Source organism: Micromonospora sp. NPDC005161, assembly GCF_053599855.1.
Genome location: NZ_JBSFYQ010000006.1, coordinates 182,456 through 201,991, shown reverse-complemented (window position 1 = coordinate 201,991; position 19,536 = coordinate 182,456). Strand labels below are relative to the sequence as shown.

General features: G+C 70.8%; 13 protein-coding genes. 8 read left to right on the top strand and 5 right to left on the bottom strand.

All coding sequences use genetic code 11. The features are described from left to right. Positions 1-129: 129 nt before the first annotated feature. The 7 genes from ACWD5O_RS08690 to ACWD5O_RS08660 all read left to right on the top strand — a co-directional run bounded on the left by ACWD5O_RS08690 (position 130) and on the right by ACWD5O_RS08660 (position 14,397). Entirely contained in the window at positions 130-5,316 is a 5,187-nt protein-coding gene (locus ACWD5O_RS08690; protein WP_450084920.1) for a hypothetical protein, read from the top strand. Positions 5,317-5,485: 169 nt separating this feature from the next. Next, complete coding sequence (locus tag ACWD5O_RS08685; RefSeq protein WP_354966839.1) at positions 5,486-6,631, top strand: multicopper oxidase domain-containing protein; 1,146 nt, start codon at positions 5,486-5,488, stop codon at positions 6,629-6,631. 34 nt (positions 6,632-6,665) lie between these two features. Continuing rightward, a complete protein-coding gene (locus ACWD5O_RS08680) occupies positions 6,666-8,678 on the top strand; it encodes a multicopper oxidase domain-containing protein (RefSeq protein WP_450084921.1) in 2,013 nt (670 codons plus the stop codon). 29 nt (positions 8,679-8,707) lie between these two features. Next, positions 8,708-9,688 carry a multicopper oxidase domain-containing protein gene (locus ACWD5O_RS08675; protein WP_354966837.1) on the top strand — a complete coding sequence of 327 codons (981 nt, stop codon included), beginning with the start codon at positions 8,708-8,710 and terminating at the stop codon, positions 9,686-9,688. A gap of 14 nt (positions 9,689-9,702) precedes the next feature. Further along, complete coding sequence (locus tag ACWD5O_RS08670; protein WP_354966836.1) at positions 9,703-10,245, top strand: hypothetical protein; 543 nt, start codon at positions 9,703-9,705, stop codon at positions 10,243-10,245. After that, entirely contained in the window at positions 10,229-12,127 is a 1,899-nt protein-coding gene (locus tag ACWD5O_RS08665) for a copper resistance CopC/CopD family protein (RefSeq protein ID WP_450084922.1), read from the top strand. Before ACWD5O_RS08670 ends, ACWD5O_RS08665 begins: the two co-directional genes overlap by 17 nt. Then, positions 12,124-14,397, top strand: coding sequence for a S8 family serine peptidase (locus ACWD5O_RS08660; protein ID WP_450084923.1), 2,274 nt, complete (start codon positions 12,124-12,126; stop codon positions 14,395-14,397). Before ACWD5O_RS08665 ends, ACWD5O_RS08660 begins: the two co-directional genes overlap by 4 nt. A 51-nt stretch (positions 14,398-14,448) precedes the next feature. Here the strand turns inward: ACWD5O_RS08660 and ACWD5O_RS08655 are convergent, their stop codons facing one another. From ACWD5O_RS08655 to ACWD5O_RS08645, 3 genes are all read right to left on the bottom strand, one after another. Further along, positions 14,449-15,705 (bottom strand): NAD(P)/FAD-dependent oxidoreductase, encoded by a 1,257-nt coding sequence (locus tag ACWD5O_RS08655; protein ID WP_450084924.1) that lies wholly within the window; start codon positions 15,703-15,705, stop codon positions 14,449-14,451. A 28-nt stretch (positions 15,706-15,733) separates the two neighbouring features. Then, on the bottom strand, positions 15,734-16,330 hold the full coding sequence (gene folE / locus ACWD5O_RS08650; protein ID WP_450084925.1) for a GTP cyclohydrolase I FolE: 597 nt from the start codon (positions 16,328-16,330) through the stop codon (positions 15,734-15,736). Between the two features lie 91 nt (positions 16,331-16,421). Then, positions 16,422-16,583 carry a hypothetical protein gene (locus tag ACWD5O_RS08645; protein WP_450084926.1) on the bottom strand — a complete coding sequence of 54 codons (162 nt, stop codon included), beginning with the start codon at positions 16,581-16,583 and terminating at the stop codon, positions 16,422-16,424. A 72-nt stretch (positions 16,584-16,655) separates the two neighbouring features. Here ACWD5O_RS08645 and ACWD5O_RS08640 point away from each other — a divergent pair, with 72 nt between their 5' ends. Continuing rightward, a complete protein-coding gene (locus ACWD5O_RS08640) occupies positions 16,656-17,318 on the top strand; it encodes a helix-turn-helix transcriptional regulator (RefSeq protein WP_354966830.1) in 663 nt (220 codons plus the stop codon). Positions 17,319-17,402: 84 nt separating this feature from the next. Here the strand turns inward: ACWD5O_RS08640 and ACWD5O_RS08635 are convergent, their stop codons facing one another. Next, the gene (locus ACWD5O_RS08635) at positions 17,403-18,158 is read right to left on the bottom strand and encodes a DinB family protein (RefSeq protein WP_450084927.1); all 756 of its coding nucleotides are present in this window, start codon (positions 18,156-18,158) and stop codon (positions 17,403-17,405) included. A 138-nt stretch (positions 18,159-18,296) separates the two neighbouring features. Further along, positions 18,297-19,490: an erythromycin esterase family protein gene (locus tag ACWD5O_RS08630; protein WP_450084928.1), complete on the bottom strand. Its 1,194-nt coding sequence runs from the start codon at positions 19,488-19,490 to the stop codon at positions 18,297-18,299. Between the last annotated feature and the right edge of the window lie 46 nt (positions 19,491-19,536).

Below are 19,536 nucleotides of genomic sequence, written 5' to 3'. Positions count from 1 at the left end.
TCGGCTGCGACCCCGGACAATCGCCGTCCGGGCCGAGTCGATCCACGGTCGGGGCCAATCCTTCTCCCTGCGGTACGCCGGCGATTCCGGCGACCTCGCCGCGTGATCGCACCGTCGACGGTCGTCCTCATGGTCGCCGCTCTTCTCCCACCGGTGATGGGATTCACCGGCGCCTCGTCGGCGCTGGCGGCCACCGCGTGTCCGGCCGGGGGCTGCACGGTCACCGTGGACGCGCGCGACTTCGCGACCGCTCGAGACAACCCGGCCGCCGGGCAGCTGGCGAACTTCACGTACATCATCAACGCGGACAACACCAAGCTGGCCAGCGATCCGCTCGTCCTGAACACCGAGAGCAACAGTCCGATCGTGGCCGAAGGCGACCAGAGCCGTCCGACGGTCAAGCTGCCCGCGGGACGTTACCTGATCTCGGTCCGCTCGCTGGATCACAAGATGTGGGGCAAGCACATCACGCTGCCCATCGATGCCGCTACTGACGGAACGCTGACCGCGCGGATCGATCTGACCGAGCAGAGCGAGGACCACCCGCTGCCGCTGGGGAAGATCCGGGTCTTCGTGTTCGAGGACAACACGTGGGCCAACGGCGCTCCGGACACCGAAGAGGCGGGTCTGGAGGGCTTCAAGGTCGGGCTCGAGGAGCAGACCGGCAACGCGGTCACCGTCGACTACAACAACAATCCGCTCTGCGGCGGGAACTGCCTGACCGACGACACCGGGTTCACCCAGCTCGACGACCTCGGGCCGGCGACGTACTTCATCGACGTGCATCCGCCGGACCAGCCCTGCAACAGCGACCCTGACAGCCGGTGGTACCAGACCACGACCATCGACGGTGGGCTGCAGCTGCTGGCCCCCGTCGAGGAGGGCAGCGACGGCACCGGCGCTCCGGGCGAGCAGTTGTGGGAACCGCCGAACAACCGCACCGCGTACTGGTTCGGCTTCGTGTGCTCTCCCACCCCGTTCGCCACCAGCGGCACGGGCGAGATCACGGGCAGGGCGCGCAACTGGGTGGAATGGGCGCCCTACACGACCGGCACCTACAACGAGCCGGTGGAGAACCCGTTCGTCGCGCTGTCCGACAGCACCACCGACCAGACCGTCTACATCGGCCGGGGCGACGAGGACGGTAACTTCGACATCCCGCACGTCCCGGCGGGGACCTACAACCTGTCGGTCTGGGATGAGCAGCTCAGCTACATCATGCGCTTCAAACCCCTCACCGTGGGCGCAGGACAGACCGTCGACGTCAACGACACCGGCGACGACGGTGAGGTCGGCCTGGGTGTGTCCCGCTGGTTCGGCTGGCTGGACGGGCACGTCTACAAGGACCTGAACAACAACGGCAAGTACGACGCGGGCCTCGACGCGCCGATCCCGACCACCGACGTGGACCAGCGGTGGCGGGACGGCTCCATCAAGGAATCGACGTTCACCGACGCCCGTGGGCACTACGAGTACCCGACGGCGGAGGGCGGCCCACTCGGCCGGTGGATCGTCAACGAGCAGGGCTTCGCCCGCTTCACCGCCTACCCCGGCCCCTCCGTGCACGACGAGCACACCGGAGCGGTCACCCCGTCCTGCAGCGTGGCGCCCCCGGCCGTACCGGCCAACCCGTGCGTGCCGACCAACCAGGGTGGCGGTCTGCTGCACAACCAGCTCCTGCTCGAGGGACACCGCGCGACGGTCGACTTCGGCAAGCGCGACTACCCTGCCGGTACGCCCGGCCAGATCGTCGGCATCACCTTCAACGCCACCACGCGCAACGAGTTCGACGCGCGGTTCCAGGCCGCCGAGGACTACGAGCCGGGCATTCCCAACGTCACCGTTCTGCTCGAAGGCCCCGGGCCCGACCGCCAGCCGAACACGGCCGACGACGTGGTCCTCAACCGGTACGTCACCGACCACTGGCAGCAGCCAAACGCCAGCCAGGACCCGCAGCCCGACGGCAACAACTTCACGCAGAGCTGCAACCCCATCCGGGACATCAGCGGCGCGGACATCACCGCCCAGTTCAACCCCAAGATCGGGCCGAACTGCCTCGAGGTGCCGCTGACCGGCGAGCAGACCAAGGACGGGGCCTTCGACGGCGGCTACGCCTTCGCCGACTACTGCCCGAGCGGCCTGAACCTGGGAACGGACCTGTGCACGGACGGCTCGGATCCGTCCGATCACCCGCTCGTGGCCGGCACGTACATCACCCATGTGGTCATGCCGAAGGACGCGGCAGACACCCGTGCCTGCAACCCGTCGGGCGCCACCCAGCGGATCAGCAACCCGAAGGGCGCCGTCCCCGGCGGCGGCCAGGGATGCCTGTACCACATCGTCCGGGAGGAAGACGTCAACGTCGACCTCGGCAACCAGTTCGCTCCGCAGATCCCACCGCCGCCGTGCGCCGGCGACAGCCACGTCATCGACCAGTCGACGCTGACCCCCCGGAGCGTTTACTACACCGGGAACCAGGCCACCAGCACGTCCCGGCCGATGTGCGACAAGCGCCTGGTCGTTCTCGAGAACGGCCAGAACGCCAACGCCGACTTCTTCCTCATGACGAACTTCCGGACCGACCCCAACGGCACGAACGCCGCTGACCACCGGACCGGCGACGTGCAGCTGCCCGGCCGCCTGGTCGGACAGGTCTTCAACGACATCTACTTCGAGCGCAACAAGCTGTCCCCGTGGTACGGCGAGCCGCGGCCGATCGCCGGCATTCCGGTCGGCATCTACGCCCGGGTGGACACCGTGCCGAACGTCAACCAGCCGTACGACGCGAACACCTGGCGGCTGTTGACGACCGTGACCACCAGCGCCGACGGCTCGTTCGAGGTGCTCGTGCCCTCCACCGAGACGTTCAACTGCCCGATCCCACAGGGCCCGTGCCCCGGCATGTACCTGGTCAAGGTCGACGACCCCGGGACCAAGGAACACCCGAACACCAACTTCAACCCGAACCTGCTTGTCGCCACTACGCCGGCCGAGGCGTGGCCCGGCCTGACCACGCAGCTCGACCTGCCGCTGGACCCGATCTCCGGCACCGCATGCGAGGACCCCGCCGTCCCGGCACGGCCCGAGCTGCTGCAGATCTCCACCCCGGTCGTGCCGGCCGCCGGCAGCCGGCAGATCACCGTCCAGGCCGACTTCATCGGCGCACCCGGCACGGCCACGGGCACGACCGGCGTCCGGGCGACACTGACCGACGGCCGCACCGGCCAGGTGCAGACCCTGACCCGGGCCAACGGCGGCATCGTCAGCTGGACCCCGGGCAGCGGCTCCACGCCCGACAACATCGTGCTGAATGTGCCGGCGCTCAGCTCCACCTTCCGGCCCGGGCCGAAGCAGCTGACGATCACGACGGCGGACGCGAACGGTGGCGTGTCGAGCGTCAACGGCATCACGCTGCACGTGCTGGGCAGCAACGGCTCCGGCACGGACGTCGTCACCTACACGCCGACCGTGGTGAACGTGCCACCGCCACCGCCGGCCACCGGAAACGGCGGAGTGCACGCCCTGCAGAACGCGATCAACAGCGCCGTCCCGGGTAGCCTGCTCGTGCTCTCGCCCGGCGTCTACAACGAGAACGTGCTGCTGTGGAAGCCGCTCAAGCTGCAGGGACGGGGCCCCGGCGGCATCATCGGCGCCCACGAGCTGCAGGCCCGCGACCCCGAGGACGCGCGGTTCAACGTCCCCGGCACCGTCATCGACGGCCGGTACTTCCAGCAGAACGCATCGGACTACGACGCGACGATCAGCGCGAACTCGCCCTACGCGGGAGTGACGAACAACGGCCTGGTCGGCAACCACCCGGTGCTGCGCGGCGCGGACATCACCGTGCTGGCGAAGACTGCGACGGCTTACGACATCGGCACCGGCCTCACCGCGGCGTTCAACCGGGCCCGCATCGACGGCCTGGGCCTGACCACCGGTCAGGGCGACGGGGCGGGCGGCATCCAGCTGCAGGCCTCCGCCAACAACATGCAGCTGACCAACAACGTGCTGGAGAACAACGGCGGGATCGTCGCCGGTGGGATCGCGCTCGGCCAGCCGTTCGACGCCGGGCCGCGCGGAACCGGCGCGCGGGTCAACCACAACTACAACGTGCGGATCGCCAACAACCGGCTGACCGGCAACGGCGGCCTGACCCAGGCCGGCGCCGTGGGGCTGTTCTACGGCTCCAACGGGTACGAGCTGGCGAGCAACATAATCTGCTCGAACTTCAGCGTGAACTACGGAGCCGGCGTCTCCCACATCGGCCTCAGCCCCGGCGGCAGGATCCACGACAACCAGATCTACTACAACGACTCCGTCGACTCCGGCGCCGGCATCGCCATCGAGACCGAGCTGCCGGTGGGCTCGCCGGCCGCGCTGGGAGACGGGACCGGGACCGTGGACGTCGACCGCAACCTGGTCCAGAGCAACTACTCCGGCGACGACGGCGGCGGGATGTTCGTGCTCGACGCCCTCACCGCGCGGATCAACATCCGCAACAACATGATCAACAACAACGGGGCGGCGGACGTCGGCGGGGCCATCACGCTGGACGACTCGTCGAACGTTTCGATCGTCAACAACACCGTGGCCAACAACGTCTCCACCGGATCGTCGGAGGACTCGGACGGCAACCCGCACTCCGCCGGCCTGGCCTCCGAGGCGAACGACCCGCTGTTCCAGGCGACGCTGCCCGCCGGTTCGCCGCGCTTCTCCAACCCGGTGGCGCTGTTCAACAACATCTTCTGGAACAACGACGCGTTCACCCTGAGCCAGCCCGGCCCGGGAGCCACCCTGGTCGACCGAGGGTTCATCGACTTCGAGGTGCGCGGAACGACCAACAACGCCGACACGTTCACAGCCCGGTACTCCACGCTCACCAACGGCCAGATCCTGGGACCGGACGGCGTGCTGCGGGCACTGCCTGGTGGCCAGGCGAACCGGATCGGCGAGAACCCGCTGTTCGTGACGCCGTTCGGCAACGAGTTGACCGTGTCCGGGTCGCGGCTGGACCCGCAGACCGCGGCGGTGACGATCACCGGGCAGGACCCGCCGGTCGGACTGACCGGTGACTACCACCTCCAGGTCACCTCGCCGGCGATCGACCGCGGCGTGCGCTGCTCCAACACCCCGGTACCGGCGAGCATCTCGGCGTGTTCCGCCACCGCGATCGGCGCTCCCACCGGAACCCCCGGCGACATCGACGGGCAGAGCCGTCCGCAGCTGCGGCTGTCGGGGCGGGACACCACACCGTGGGATCTGGGCGCTGACGAACTGGCCGGAATAACGGTGCTCGTCCCCCCGAGCGGCCAGTGAGGAGTCCGATGTGAAAGCCATGGCGCGAACTTCGACACGGAGAGCGTTCCTCAGAGCGGTCGGCTGGGGCGCGGCAGGAGTCGCTGCCGGCGGAATCGTCGGCACGACCGCGGCGTACGGTCCCCTCGGCGCCCGCCGCGCGGAGGCGGCAACGACCGAGCTGTCCCTGGTGGCCACGGACGGGTACCTCAGCGTCCCCGGCCGGGAGGGCAACCCCCTCTACATCTTCGGCTTCGTTCCCGTCGACCCCTCTCTGTCGGTGGCGGAGCTCATCTCCACCTACAAGGGGCACACCAAGCACACCGCACCGACCCTCGAGTTCCTGCAGAACGACGACATCAGGATCACCCTGACGAACCTGGGTCTGTTGCAGCGCCCCGACCTGACGGACTCCCACACCATCCACTGGCACGGCTTCGACCTGCCGTCGCCGTTGAACGACGGTGTGCCCGAGGTGTCGGTGGCGGTGCCCATCGGCAAACAGCTGACCTACTTCTACCGCCCGCACCGTGAGGGCACGTACATGTACCACTGCCACTTCGAGGACGTCGAGCACGTAGAGATGGGAATGACGGGGATCGTCTTCGTCCGGCCCCTGCAGGACGGCACCTCGATCGGCGGGTTCACCAGGTTCGCGTACAACGACGGCGACGGGTCGACCGGCTACCACCGCCACTTCGCGCTCCTGCTCAACGAGCTGTGGACAGATTTTCACGACGGTGACCGGGACATCCAGGAGTCCATTCCGACCGACTACGACCCGCAGTGGTTCACCATCAACGGCCGGGTCTACCCGCAGACCGTGCTGCCCAACGACAGCCCGAGCCTGCCGACCGCCATGCGCATCGCCACGCCGAACCCGAACTACGGCGGCGCCCTGGACTACAGCCAGCCGAACTCCGCGCTCGTCCAGGTCAACCCCAGTGATCGGGCCCTCCTGCGGCTGGCCAATCTCGGTTACCAGCAGCACAGCATGCAACTGCCGGGCATTCCGATGCATGTCATCGGGCAGGACGCGGCGCTGCTGCGCAACGGCGCCGTCGACACGTCGTACTGGACGAACACCCTCTACGTCGGACCGGGAGAGGCACGAGACGTCCTGTTCGACGCGCCCCCGTACGACACCGCACGCCCCTCCGGGTCGGACAGTTGGGGAAGCTACAACGTCTATTACCTCAAGAACCGGGACTGGCGGAAGCTCTCGAACTTCGGCTCAGCGGCCCCGGGACCCGGGGGAATGATCACCGAGGTCCGGGTCTACTCGCCGACCCGTCCCCTTCCGGCCCAAACCGTTGTGGGCCAGACCTATGTCTGAGTGGGCGTGGCCGCGCGTCGCGGAAGGAAAAGCCATGATGAGGCAGAGAGCCCAACGGCTGGTCACCGTCGTCACGCTCGCCGCCGGCTCGGCGCTGCTTGTACCGGGACCCGCCGACGCGCTTCCCACCGAAGCGCCCAAGGTCGGGATGGTTTGCACCCCCGGCACCGTCGCGGGCGGCACCCACACCTTCAACCTGGTGGCGAAGACCGGCTACATCGAGACACCTGACGGCAACAGCGTCTTCATGTGGAGCTACGCCAACGCGGACGCCCCCGACAGCGGGCAGTTCCAGAGCCCGGGGCCGGTGCTGTGCGTGACCCAGGGGGAGACCGTCGTCGTCAACCTCACCAACAACCTGCCAGAGCCCGCCTCCATCGTGTTCCCGGGCCAGGACGCGGCGGTGACCGCCACCGGCGGCGCCACGAGTCTGTTGACCACCGAGGCGGCGGCGACGAACGGGACCGTCAGCTACCGCTTCGTGGCAGGCAGTCCGGGCACGTACCTGTACGAGAGCGGCTCGGGCATCGCCAAGCAGATCGAGATGGGCCTCTACGGCGCTCTGGTCGTGCGGCCGAGCCTCGGCCCCGCCTACGCCTACGACGCCACGACGGCGTTCGACCCCTCGCGCGAGTACCTCCTGCTGCTCAGCGAGATCGATCCAGAGCTGCACCATGCGGTGGAGACCGGCGCGACGTACGACGTCAACGCCCGGCGCGATCGCTACTTCGCCATCAACGGACGGGACTTCCCGGACACCATCCAGGACAACGGCTCCGGGCTGCTGCCCAACCAGCCGTACGGGGCACTGGTGCGGATCCGCCCGACGTCGCCCGGCACTCCGCCCGCTCTGGTCAGGATGATCAACGTGGGTGCCCTGAACCATCCCTTCCACCCGCACGGCAACCACACCACCCTGATCGCGCAGGACGGCCGGCCGCTGCGCGCGCCCGGCGGGGGCTCGGCGTCCACCGAGCACTTCGGCGAGACCATCGGCTCCGGGCAGACCGAGGACTTCCTCCTGCGTTGGGACGACCAGGACCAGTGGGATCCCAACACCCACCCGTTGCCGGTGCCGCCGCCCAACTACCGCGACGTCACGTTCAAGGACGGCAACACCTGGTACGGCGGCAGCCCATACCTGGGCTACAAGGGCACCCTGCCGACGGGGGTGGTGTCGCAGAACATCTGCGGCGAGTGGTACTTCCCGTGGCACAGCCACGCGCTCAATGAATTCACCAACTTCGACGAAGGCTTCGGCGGTATGGCCACCCTGCTGCGGGTCGATCCGTCCGGCGGGTGCACGGGTTACCCGACGTCGGGCGCCATCGTCGGCGGTGCGCTCAAGGGTGGCAGCGTCTCCGACCTCGCCGCGGACGACAGCAGGTACTACATGGTGAACCCGAGGACGACGACCCGGCCGACGGCCACGACCGCCACGCAGGCGAGCATCACCGTCTCCTCGGCCGCCGGCTTCCCCGCCTCGGGCACCTACCACGTTCGGATCGACAACGAGGTTCTGCTGGTCACGGGCGGACAGGGCACCACGACCTGGACGGTGGCACGGGGCCAACTCGGCACGGTGGCGGCGAGCCACCTGAGCGGCGCCACGATCACCCCGCTGGCAACCGACTGGTACGCGGCGTTCACCGGCATTCCGGCCGGAGCCCAGAACCTCAAGGTGACCTATAAGGGCAAGAATTGCGGCAGCACGACCGCCACCACATGCGTGACGATCAGCTCGAACCAGCCGCAGCAGACGGTCAAGATCTGCAATTGGACGATCGCGGGTGCGGCGGGCTGCTCGTCCGCGACCTCTGCCGGGTGGGTGACCCTTCCGCCACCGCCGACGCAGCCGCGGACCGTCGGATCCAGCGACCTCACCTCGACGTGGACGCTGCCCGGACCCGCCAGCGCCTACGTCGGCACCGGAGCGAACGGCGGCCAGGTCCGCGTGCTCGTCCACACGCAGCGGTACACGGCCCCCAACCCGACCCCCTTCTCGACATGGGGCAACCTCATGGCCCTCACCTACGACGCGCCATGACCGGCCGCGAGGTTAAGGAGAGATCGGCGATGCGCGCACATGCGTGGAAGACGACGACCAGGAGTCTGCTCGTCCTGGTCCTGATCGCCGCCGGGCTCGGGGTTGGCAGCCCGAGCGTCTCGGCCGCACCGGTGTCCATCAACGTGTGCGCGAAGGCCGGTAGCGTCACCCTGGCCGGTGGAGTGAACGTCCCGATCTGGGGCTTCGGCACGACGGCAACGCCGGGGAACTGTGCCGGCGTCACGCCGGTCCTGCCGGGGCCGCCCCTGACCGTCAACGTCGGGGACACCGTTACGCTCGCGGTCACCAACAACCTCCCCGCCGGCCACCCGCTCTCGTTCGAGATCCCGGGCATCGCCTTCAACGCGGGACCGGCCGACGCCGCCGTCGGCGCGACGGTCACCCGTACCTTCACGGCCAACGCGCCCGGCACCTACCTGTACGGCAGCGGCGGCGATGCCGGACGCCAGGCGGCGATGGGGCTCTCCGGTGCGCTCATTGTCCGGCCGGCGACGCCCAACCAGGCCTACAACTCCACGACGACCGCGTACGACGTGGAGGCTTTGCTCGTCCTGAGCGCCATCGACCCCGCCTTCAACGCCGCACCCGCGACCTTCGACATGCACGCCTACCGGGCGACGTACTGGCTCATCAACGGCAGGGCCTACCCGGACACGGCACCGGGCATCACGGCGGCAGCCGGACAACGCGTGCTGCTGCGCTATCTGAACGCCGGCTACGACAACACGACGATGCTGCTGCTCGGCATGCACGAGCGGGTGCTCGCCCGCGACGCCCGGCCGCTGAACGTCCCCTTCGACGCGAACGCCGAGACGATCCCGGCTGGCGCGACCGAGGACGCGATCGCCACGATGCCGGCCGGGTCCGGACCGAGCCCACACGGATTCCCGCTGTACAACCGCCAGCAGCACCTCACCAACGGCGTGCAGACCGGCACCGGCCCGACCCCGGCGACCGGCGGCGGGATGCTGACTTTCATCCACCATTGAGGTGAGGTACGGCCATGAGCGATCCACTCGATCGGGGCGGCACCCCGGTTGCGGGAAGGGGCCGGTGGCGCTGGGGCGGGCGGCACGCGCGCCTCGCCGGGGGGCTCACCGGCTTCGTCCTGGCGATCGCGCTGACCGCGTTCGCCCTGTCGGCCTGGCGCGCCTCGACGGACGACGCGAAGACCGCCGACAACCCCGTCCCGGCGGCCTGGGCGCGGCCGGTCGTGGACGCCGACAGTCTCGGCCAGCGCAGCGGCGTTCGGATCACCCGGGTGGCGGTCACCGGTGGGGGAGGACTGGTCGACCTGCGCTTCACGATCGTCGACCCGGAACTGGCCAACACCCTGCACGACGCGGGCACCCCACCGGCCGTGGTGGACGAGCGGACCGGTCTCGTGGCCCACGAGCTGCTGATGAACCATTCCCACACCGGCGCGTACCGGACCGGCGTGACCTACTACCTGGTGTTCGAGAACCCCGGAAACTGGATCCATCGCGGCGGCAGGGTCAGCGTGCTGCTGGGCAATGCGCAGGTGGAGCATGTCGCGGTCCGCTGACCCGGCCCGCCGGCCGGATGCCCGCATCTGGTTGCGGCTGCTCGGCACAGCCGGTGCGCTCCTGCTCGTCCTCCTGCCGGCGCGGCCCGCGGCCGCCCACGCGGTGCTGGTCGAGTCGCAGCCCGCCAACGGCACGACCGTCACCGCGGTGCCCCGTGTCGCGCTGCTGCGCTTCAGCGAGGACATCTCGCCCGAGTTCAGCGCCGCGTCGCTGCTCGACAGCACCGGGCGGGCCGTCGAGGGTACTCGTATCGCGACCGACCGCCGGGGCCCTCGCCAGCTCGTGCTCGAGCTGCCAACGCTCGCACCAGGGACGTACGGCATCGCCTGGCGCGTGCTCGCAGAGGACGACGGGCACACCACGGACGGGGTCGTGATCTTCACGGTCGGGAGCCCGTCGCCCGGTGCGCCGGCGCTGCAGGCCGCCGAATTCCGGGACGGCACGCCGCCACCGGACATCGTCCGCCGGTGGCTCGGCCTGTGCCTGCTCGCCGGGCTGATCGGCGGACTGGCAGTCGCCGCGGTCGTGCTCCGCCCCGTCGGCGCAGCGGCGGCTGAGCCGATCCGCGTTGCCGTCGACGAGGCGCGTCGGCGGGCGCTCACGCTCGCGGCCGGCGCGGGCGGGCTGGCGGCGGTCGTCGGCGGTGCCGACCTGGTCGCCCAGACGTACCGGTCGGGTCCGCTCGGCTTCTCGACGGCCGCCACCCTGCTGTCCGGCACCCGCTGGGGCAACCTCTGGCTGGCCCGTGAGGCGATGCTGCTCGCCCTTGCCGCCGTCGCCGCCGCCCTGCGATCCCCGGCCCGAGGGCCGCACCTTCGCGGCCCGGCACCGTGGGTGGCCGTCGGGTTGCTCGGGTCGGTCGCCGTGACGGTCGAGGCACTCGGCGGCCACGCCGCATCGGTCGGGGCCACGCGAACCGTGGCAGTCGCCGCGATCGCCGTGCACGCCCTGACCGCCTGCCTGTGGCTGGGCGGCGTTGTCACGCTGGCGGTGGTGCTCGCCCGCCGCGGTGGACCGGCCGCCGGCCGGGGCGACCTGCTGAAGGCCGTCGGTCACCGCTTCACGGTGCTGGCCGCCGTCTGCGTGGCGCTGGTCGTGGCGACCGGACTCTACAGCGCCGGGCGCGAGGTCGAGTCGGTGCGCGCGCTGGTCGACACGACGTACAGCCGGCTGCTGATCGCCAAGGGCGTGCTGCTGTCGGTGGCGGGCGGCCTCGGCCTGGCCAGCGCCCTCCGACTGCACGGGCGGACAGCGGCCCGGCTCGCCGCACCGCCGTCGCGACGGCTCCTCGCGGCCGAGGCCACGGCGGGTGTCGTGCTCCTGCTCCTGGCGGGAGCGCTGGTCGAGACGCCTCCGCCGAGGCATTCCACGGCCCTCGACGCCGGCGCCCCCACCGCCGTCACGCGGAACGGATCCGTCGGCGACGTCGTGGTCTCGGTGACGGTCACCCCCAATCAGCCCGGCACCAACGGGTTCACGGTTCTCGCCGCGAGCTCGCGCCGCCCACCACCGGCGGAAATCGAGGACGTCACCGTCGAGTTCGACCGCGGATCAACCGCCGTGCCCCTGCGCGATATCGAGCCGGGCCGGTACTTCGGCATCGGCAACCTGTCCGGACCCGGCCTCGTACAGGTCACAGCGGTGATCCACCGCGGCGGAGCGCGCCTGACGGTGCCCCTCCAATGGTCGGTATCCGCACCGGCGGCCGCGCGGCCGCCGTCCCGCGACCGGCTCGCTCCGATCGCCAACGCTGCCGCGGCCGCCGTGCTCGGCCTACTGGCGGTGCTCGCCGGCTGGCGCCTGACGGCCGTGCGGCGCCGCCGGCCGGCAGCCATGCCCACCGGCGAAGTTGCGCAGAGGATCCGGGAGGATGCCCGATGAGGCGAACCGTTGTCGCCGCCGCTCTCGCCGTGGCCTTGATGGCCTCCGGGACGGCGAGCCCCAGAGCCGGGACGGCGTCCGCCGATGCCGGCCCGACGGCCTCCGCGGAACGTGCCGGCATGGTGCGGGCCATCGTCGTGCTCAGGTCCCAGGTCGACCCGAACACGGTCGTGGCGCCGAGCCGCCACCGGCGCACGGTCGCGCTCGTACGTGCCCTGCGCGCTCGGGCGGGCGCCGATCAGACCGGCATGCTCGGCCTGCTCGCCCGGCGACGCGGGCAGGGCCTGGTGGCCGACGTGCTGCCCCTGTGGGTGGTCAACGCGGTCGCGATAGTCGCCCAGCCGTCGGTGATCGCCGAACTCGCGGCACGGCCCGACGTGCGCGAGATCCGCCCCGACCGTACGGTCCAGGCCCCGCCGTCGACGGCCGGCCCGTCGACCACAGCCGCCCCCGTGGAGCCGAACATCGCCGCGGTCAACGCCCCGGCGCTGTGGAGCCTCGGCCTCACCGGCCAGGGAACGGTGGTGGCGACGATGGACACCGGAGTGGACGGCAGCCATGCGGAACTCACCGCGAGCTGGCGCGGCGGCAGCAACAGCTGGTACGACCCGAACGGCGAACACCCGGCGACGCCGACCGACGTCAACGGGCACGGGACGGCGACGATGGGCGTGCTGGTCGGAGGTTCCGCGGGGGGCACGTCGATCGGCGTCGCGCCGGGCGCGAAGTGGATCGCCGTCAAGATCTTCAACGACCACGGCAGCACCACCACCTCGCGGATCCATCTGGGCTTCCAGTGGCTGCTCGACCCCGACGGCAATCCGGCCACGCCGGACGCACCCGACGTGGTCAACAACTCCTGGAGCGGCAGCATCGGCGGGTGCAATCTCGACTTCCAGCCGGACCTGCGCAACCTGCGGGCGGCCGGCATCCTGCCGGTCTTCTCCGCCGGCAACTACGGGCCCGATCCCTCCACCGTGCTCAGCCCGGCCAACAACCCGGAGGCCCTCTCGGTGGGCGCCGTCGACGACGGCGGGGTCATCGACCCATCGAGCAGTCGCGGCCCGTCCGCGTGTGCCCAGGCGATCGCGCCGCGGCTCAGCGCGCCCGGCGTCGGCGTTCGGACCACCGACCTGTACGGCGGCTATCGTGACGTGTCCGGCACGTCGCTGGCCGCGCCGCACGTCGCCGGGGTGCTCGCCCTGCTGCTCGGCGCGTTCCCCGACCTCGGCGCGGACCGCCAGCAGAGCGCGCTGGAGAGCGCCGCGGTGGATCTGGGGGAGCCCGGACCGGACAACACGTACGGGCACGGCAGGGTGGACGCGCTCGCCGCCTACCAGTGGCTCGCCACGGCGCCCGACTTCAACGTGGCGGCGTCGCCTCCCGAAGCGACGACCGTCCCGGGCGGCACGGTCACGTACACCGTCGCCGTCTCGGGCGTGCACGGCTTCGCCGGGGACGTGGCGCTCGCGCTCGGCGGCCTCTCCGGCACACCGGCCACCTGGACGATCACCCCGGCCGTCATCGCGGGTGGAACGGGCTCCGCCCAGGTGGCCGTCACCACGGCGTCCACGATCGCGGCCGGGACCTACCCACTGACCCTCACCGCCACCAGCGGCGGACTGAGCCGGACGGCGGTGATGCTGCTGGTGGTGAGCCCGCCGCCCGACTTCGGCCTCGTCGCCGCGCCGACCTCCGCCGGCGTCGTCGCGGGCGGCAGCACCGGTTACACGATCGGCGTCACCGGCCTGAACGGGTTCACCGGCACAGTCGGGCTGAGCCTGAGCGGCCTGCCGGCCTCGGTCGGCACGGGATCCTTCTCGCCGTCGGTCGTCGTCAGACCGGGCAGCGCGAGCCTGCGCATCGCGACGTCGGGGTCGGCGCCGCCAGGGACGTACGCCTTGACGGTGACGGGTACGAGCAGCTCGAAGAGCCACTCCACCGGGATCACGCTGGTGGTCACCCCGGCACCGGACTTCTCGCTTACTGTCTCGCCGTCGGCGGCGACGGTGCAGCGGGGCCAGACCGCCACCTACGCCGTGTCGACCTCGGCGATCGGCGGATTCGCTGGCACCGTGGCATTGTCGGTAACCGGGCTGCCAACCGGCTCGTCGGCCAGCTTCACGCCGAACCCCGTCGGCGCCGCCGGCGCCTCCACCCTGCGGGTGAACACCGCCAGCCGGACCCCGCGCGGCACGTTCGCGATGGTCATCACCGGCACCAGCGGCTCGCTGGTCCACCAGGCCACCGCGACGCTGATTGTCCGCTAGCAGGAGGCCGACCACGCCAACCCGGAGCGTCGTGCACGTTCTCAACGCCGCCTATCCGAGCTGCGTCCCGGGTGCCGAGGGCGGCTGCAGCTCGTCGAGCGGCACGGCGGGGTCGGCCAGTCGGTCGAGGTCGACCGGCTGGGCTGTCGCGACGAGCCGCCGGATCGACGGGACGACGTCCCACACGTTGACGTTCATGCCGGCGAGCACCCGCCCGCCGGCGGTCCAGAAGGCGATGAACTCGCGCTTGGCGACGTCGCCCCGGACGACGACCCGGTCGAACGCCTCGGGCGGGGCGTGTCCGACGTACTCCATTCCCAGGTCGTACTGGTCGGTGTAGAAGTAGGGCAGGTCGTCGTAGCTGACGGGCTGCCCCAGCATGGCGCGGGCCGCCGCGGCGCCGCCGTGGAGTGCGTTGGCCCAGTGCTCGACGCGCAGGCGCCGGCGCAGCACGGGATGGTAGGCGTTGGCGACGTCACCGGCGGCGTAGATCTCCGGGTCGGCGGTGCGCAGGGACGCGTCGACGACGATTCCGTTCTCGACGGTGAGGCCGGCCGCGGTTGCCAGCTCGGTGTTCGGCTGTACGCCCACGGCGACCACCACGGAGTCGGCGGGCACCTCGGTTCCGTCGGCCAGCAGGACCGAGGAGACTCGACCGGTGCCGCGGATCTCGCGGACCTCGGCGCCGAAGTGGAAGGTGACGCCGTGGTCCCGGTGCAGGTTGGCGAACACCTGGGCGATCTCGTCGCCCAGCACCCGGCGCAACGGCAGCGTGGCCGTTTCGACGATGTCGACGGTGGCGCCGCGCTGCCGGGCGGCGGCGGCGACCTCCAGGCCGATCCACCCCGCTCCGATGATCACGACGTGCGCGCCGTCCACCAGCGCCGCGGCGATTCGACGGCTGTCGGCGAGGGTGCGCAGCCGCAGCACCCCGTCCAGGTGGACGCCGGATGCCGCGAGGTCGCGGGGTCTGGAGCCGGTCGCCAGCAGCAGTTTGTCGTAGCGGATCCGCTGGCCGTCGGCGAGCTGGACCTCCCCGTCGGAGCGATCGACGGCGACGGCACGCACGGCGGTGCGCAGGTCGACGTCGTGCTCCGCGTACCACCCGGCGTCGTGCACGTACACGCTATCGGGTTCGGCGCCTCCGGTCAGCAGACCCTTGGACAGTGGCGGCCGCTCGTACGGTCGCTCCGACTCGTCGCCGATCACGACGAGCCCGCCCTCGAAGCCCTCCTCCCGCAGCGTCTGCGCGGCCCGCGCGGCGGCGAGCCCGGCTCCCACGATCACGAACGTGCCGGTCTTCGACATCGGTCCAGCTCCTTTCGAGGTGCGTCGATCAGCGGGGGCCGACCCCGGCCAGGGTGAAGAACTCGGCGCGCGAGCGGTGGTCGTCGCGCAGGGTGCCGAGCAGGGTGGAGGTGATGGTGCTGCTGCCCACGGCCCGGACGCCGCGCAACGTCATGCACAGGTGTTCGGCTTCGATGACCACGCCGACGCCGCGCGGGCGCAGTTGGGTGGTCAGCCAGTCGGCGATCTGTTTGGTCAGGCGTTCCTGGACCTGCGGGCCGTGGGCGAACAGTTCGACCACCCGGGCCAGTTTGGACAGTCCCAGGATGCGTTCGCCGGGCAGGTAGCCGACGTGCGCGACGCCGACGAACGGCAGCAGGTGGTGTTCGCAGACCGACCGGATCGGGATGGCCCGGGCCAGCACCAGTTCGTCGTAGCCTTCGTCGTTGTCGAAGGTGGTCAGCTGGAACTCGCGCGGGGTGAGCAGCTCGGCGTAGGCGCGGGCCATCCGGCCCGGGGTGTCGGCGAGCCCGTTGGCGGACAGGTCGACGCCGAGCGCGGTCAGGAACTCCGCCGCCGCCCGTTCGGCGGCGGCCGGGTCGCGGCGGGGACGCTCGTGCTGCACCCGAAGGGCGGTGACACTCACCTCAGCGACCTCCCACGCCGGGGGCCGCGGGCGCGGTCAGGACCAGTCGGGGAGCCGTGCGTGATCCAGGTGCCGAGTGCGGCAATGCCCATCAGGAGTTCTCCTTGTCTGTGCTGTTGTGGCCCTGCGCCCGGATGGTCTCGTCGGCGACGTGCACGCCGTACCGGTGGACCAGTTCGCCGCCGAGGTGACCGGTGACGGTCAGCCTTGCGGAAGGTCGAAGGCGAAGCTGGATATTTTCACCAACGCTCATTGGTGTTATCGATCATGCTGCCCCTGCGCGGCAGGAATTTCAATAGCCTTCGCTGGTGATAATCTCGGCGCTGTGAGCACGGGCGAGCGCTGGAGCGCGATGGCCTCGCTCGTCGACCGGTCCCGACGGGCGCTGTACGACTACGTGTGCCGGGCCGACCACCCCGTCACCCGGGAGGAGGCGGCCGAGGCGCACGGCATGTCCCGCAACCTCACCGCGTTCCACCTCGACAAGCTCGTCGAGTCCGGTCTGCTGCGGGCCCACTACCAGGGGCCGACCGATCAGCCCCGGGGCCGCGGCCGGACGCCGAAGGTCTACGAGGCGGCCGGCGACGGCGTGGCGATCACCGTTCCCGAACGCCGCTACGAGCTCATCGCCGAGATCCTCGCCGACGCGGTCGCCGACGACCCGCACGACGCCCCCGAGGCGGCGCGACGGCACGCACGGCGACGCGGCCGGGACATCGGAGCACGGGTACGCGACTCCGGCGAGGATCTCATCCCCGTGCTCGCCGGACTCGGCTTCGAACCCGAGACGCTCAGCGACCATGTGCTGCTGCGCAACTGCCCGTTCCACGCCCTCGCCACCCGGCAGACCGCCCTGGTGTGCGGCCTCAACCACGCGTTCCTCACCGGCATGATCGACGGCGCGGGACGCACCGACCTGCTGCCCCGGCTCGCGCCGCGTCCCGGGGCCTGCTGCGTCCGGTTGGACGGCCCGCCGGAGCACCTCTGAGAACACGCCCCAGGCCTGAAACTGTCGGAGGTCGCCCGCACCGGCTCGGCTGCGCCGGCTCGGCTGCGCCGGCGCAGTGCAAGGTCATGCGAGGACGCGTGTGCGCGTGGACCCGGGGGCGTGGTCCTGCGCGTCGAGGTCACGCAGCGCGAAGCGGAGGTGTTCCCACTCCTCGTCGATGATCACCTGAAGGCAGTGCAGGACCGGCTCCTGGTGGTCGGGTGACCATGCGGTGGGCCGTGGTTCGGCGAGCAGCTCCGGAGTGATGGTCGCGAGGAAGTCCCGAACGCTGGCCTGCCGCTCGGCACGCACCTCAAGGAGCTCTGCGAACGTCGGCTGCTCCGTCGAGAACACCGACATGTCGAAGCCGTCGGTCTCGTACTCGACGTGCGGCTGGCCGAGCGGGTGGAAGGGCTGCGGCAGGCGCAGGATCGCCTTGCCCAGCCACGCGTCGGTGGCGAACGCGAGATGGCGCAACGTCTGCGCGAACGACCACTCGCCGCCGATCGAGACGTCGGCGGCACCCTCGGGCATGGACATCACCCGGTCGACTGCGGCCGCCCAGGCCCGTTCGGTCGCCGCCCGCGCCGCGCGGAGGCTGGTCGGGTCCGTGGCCTGCCTCAGCTCGCGCCCGGGGAACCGCCGGTTGAGTTCCGCCTGGACGAGCGGCGCGACGTCGACACCGTTGACCAGGAGCGCACCGTCGGCCAGCCACGGCGCATCGATGTCGAGCCCCCGCACGTCGACGCCGCGCATCACGGCGCCGGCCAGCGTCGACCTGGTGAACCTCGAACCCCGCAGGTCCCTGTCGACAAACGTCGCGGCGTCGTCCCGGGCCATGGCGTCCTCCTACCCTCTTGGCGATCGCGGCGATGCAAGCGCGCCTGTCCGACAACCCGTCGCCCTCCGGGCCGCGGTCGTCGGGGCGGCGCGCGTACCAGTAGTCGACGTTGGACGCCGCCGACGAGCCCTGCTCCGTCAGGCGTCCTTGACGAAGACGATCCCGTCGGTGCTGGCCACGTGGGCCGGGTCGAGCGGGGAGTAGCCGAACCAGGGGGACACCCGGGCAGCGGGCGTCACCGTGGCGAGGGCGGAGGCCAGTCGGCCGGCGTCGACGACGTGACGGTCCTCCGGCAGCGTGTACAGCAGTCCCTCGATGGTGTCCGGGGGCGGGGAGTCCACGCCATGGTGGCGGATCGTGCCGAGTGCTGTGGCGAGGAAGGCGTACCCCTGGCCCAGGTGGGCGTCGACGATCGCGCCAGCGCCCCACCATTGGACCGGCAGGTCGCCCATCCGCATGCTGCTCCTGTCCCGCTGAAGGTGGCCGTTGTGGGCGTTCACCAGCGCCGGGCCCCGCTCGGCGATGGCGAGCAGGTTGGCGGCCATCATGGAATCCCGTACGCCGAGCAGCCTCGCCATGCGGCTGGGTGACGTGTCGGCCATCGCGAAGTGGTAGCGCAGCAGGCCGATGGCGGTGCGCCCGTACAGGCGTGCCCGGTGCCAGTCCTCGCGTGCGGACGCCGCGATCAGGTGGGGCGTCTGCGCGTCGAGCAGCGCTACGAGCTCGTCGGTGAGCAGCCGCAGGTGTTCGGCGTCGGGCGTCCGCCCCACGGTCTGGGACGGGTCCATCATCGCGGCGGGGTTGGTCCACCGGTCGTCGGCGCCGAGCAGGCGATCGAGCGTCTCCGCGGTGCAGGGAAGAAGGTCGGCGTCGACCCAGGTGGTGACGTAGGCGTGAAGTGCGGTGAGGGCCTGCCGGGGGCTCGCGGCGCCGGTGATCTCCAGCGGGCCGTCGAAACCGGCGAAGCGCAACCGCTCTGCCACGGGCCGGCCGTCGTTGTGCGCGCGCATCCAGCGCACCAGCTCTCGGTTGCCCGCGAAGGCGCCCCATTCGTGGCTGAAGCCGTGCTCCATGGCCTCGTCGAGGTTGCCCGTGCCCGAGGTGACGTAGTCGTCCACGATCAGGCCCATCAGGCAGTCGCTCTCGATGGCGATCGTCCGGTAGCCCTCCTGCTCGACGAGTTGCCGGAAAAGATCGTTCCGCAGGTCGAGCAGACCTCCCGCGCCGTGGGTCGGCTCACCCAGGGCGAGCAGCCGTGGTCTGGCCGGAAACAACGCCATGACGGAAGAAGCGTCGACGGCGTGGACGGCGTCTGTGATGCCAGCAGTCATGCCTTGAACGGTATCGTTGAACCAACGGTGCAGACTTTTCAGCAGA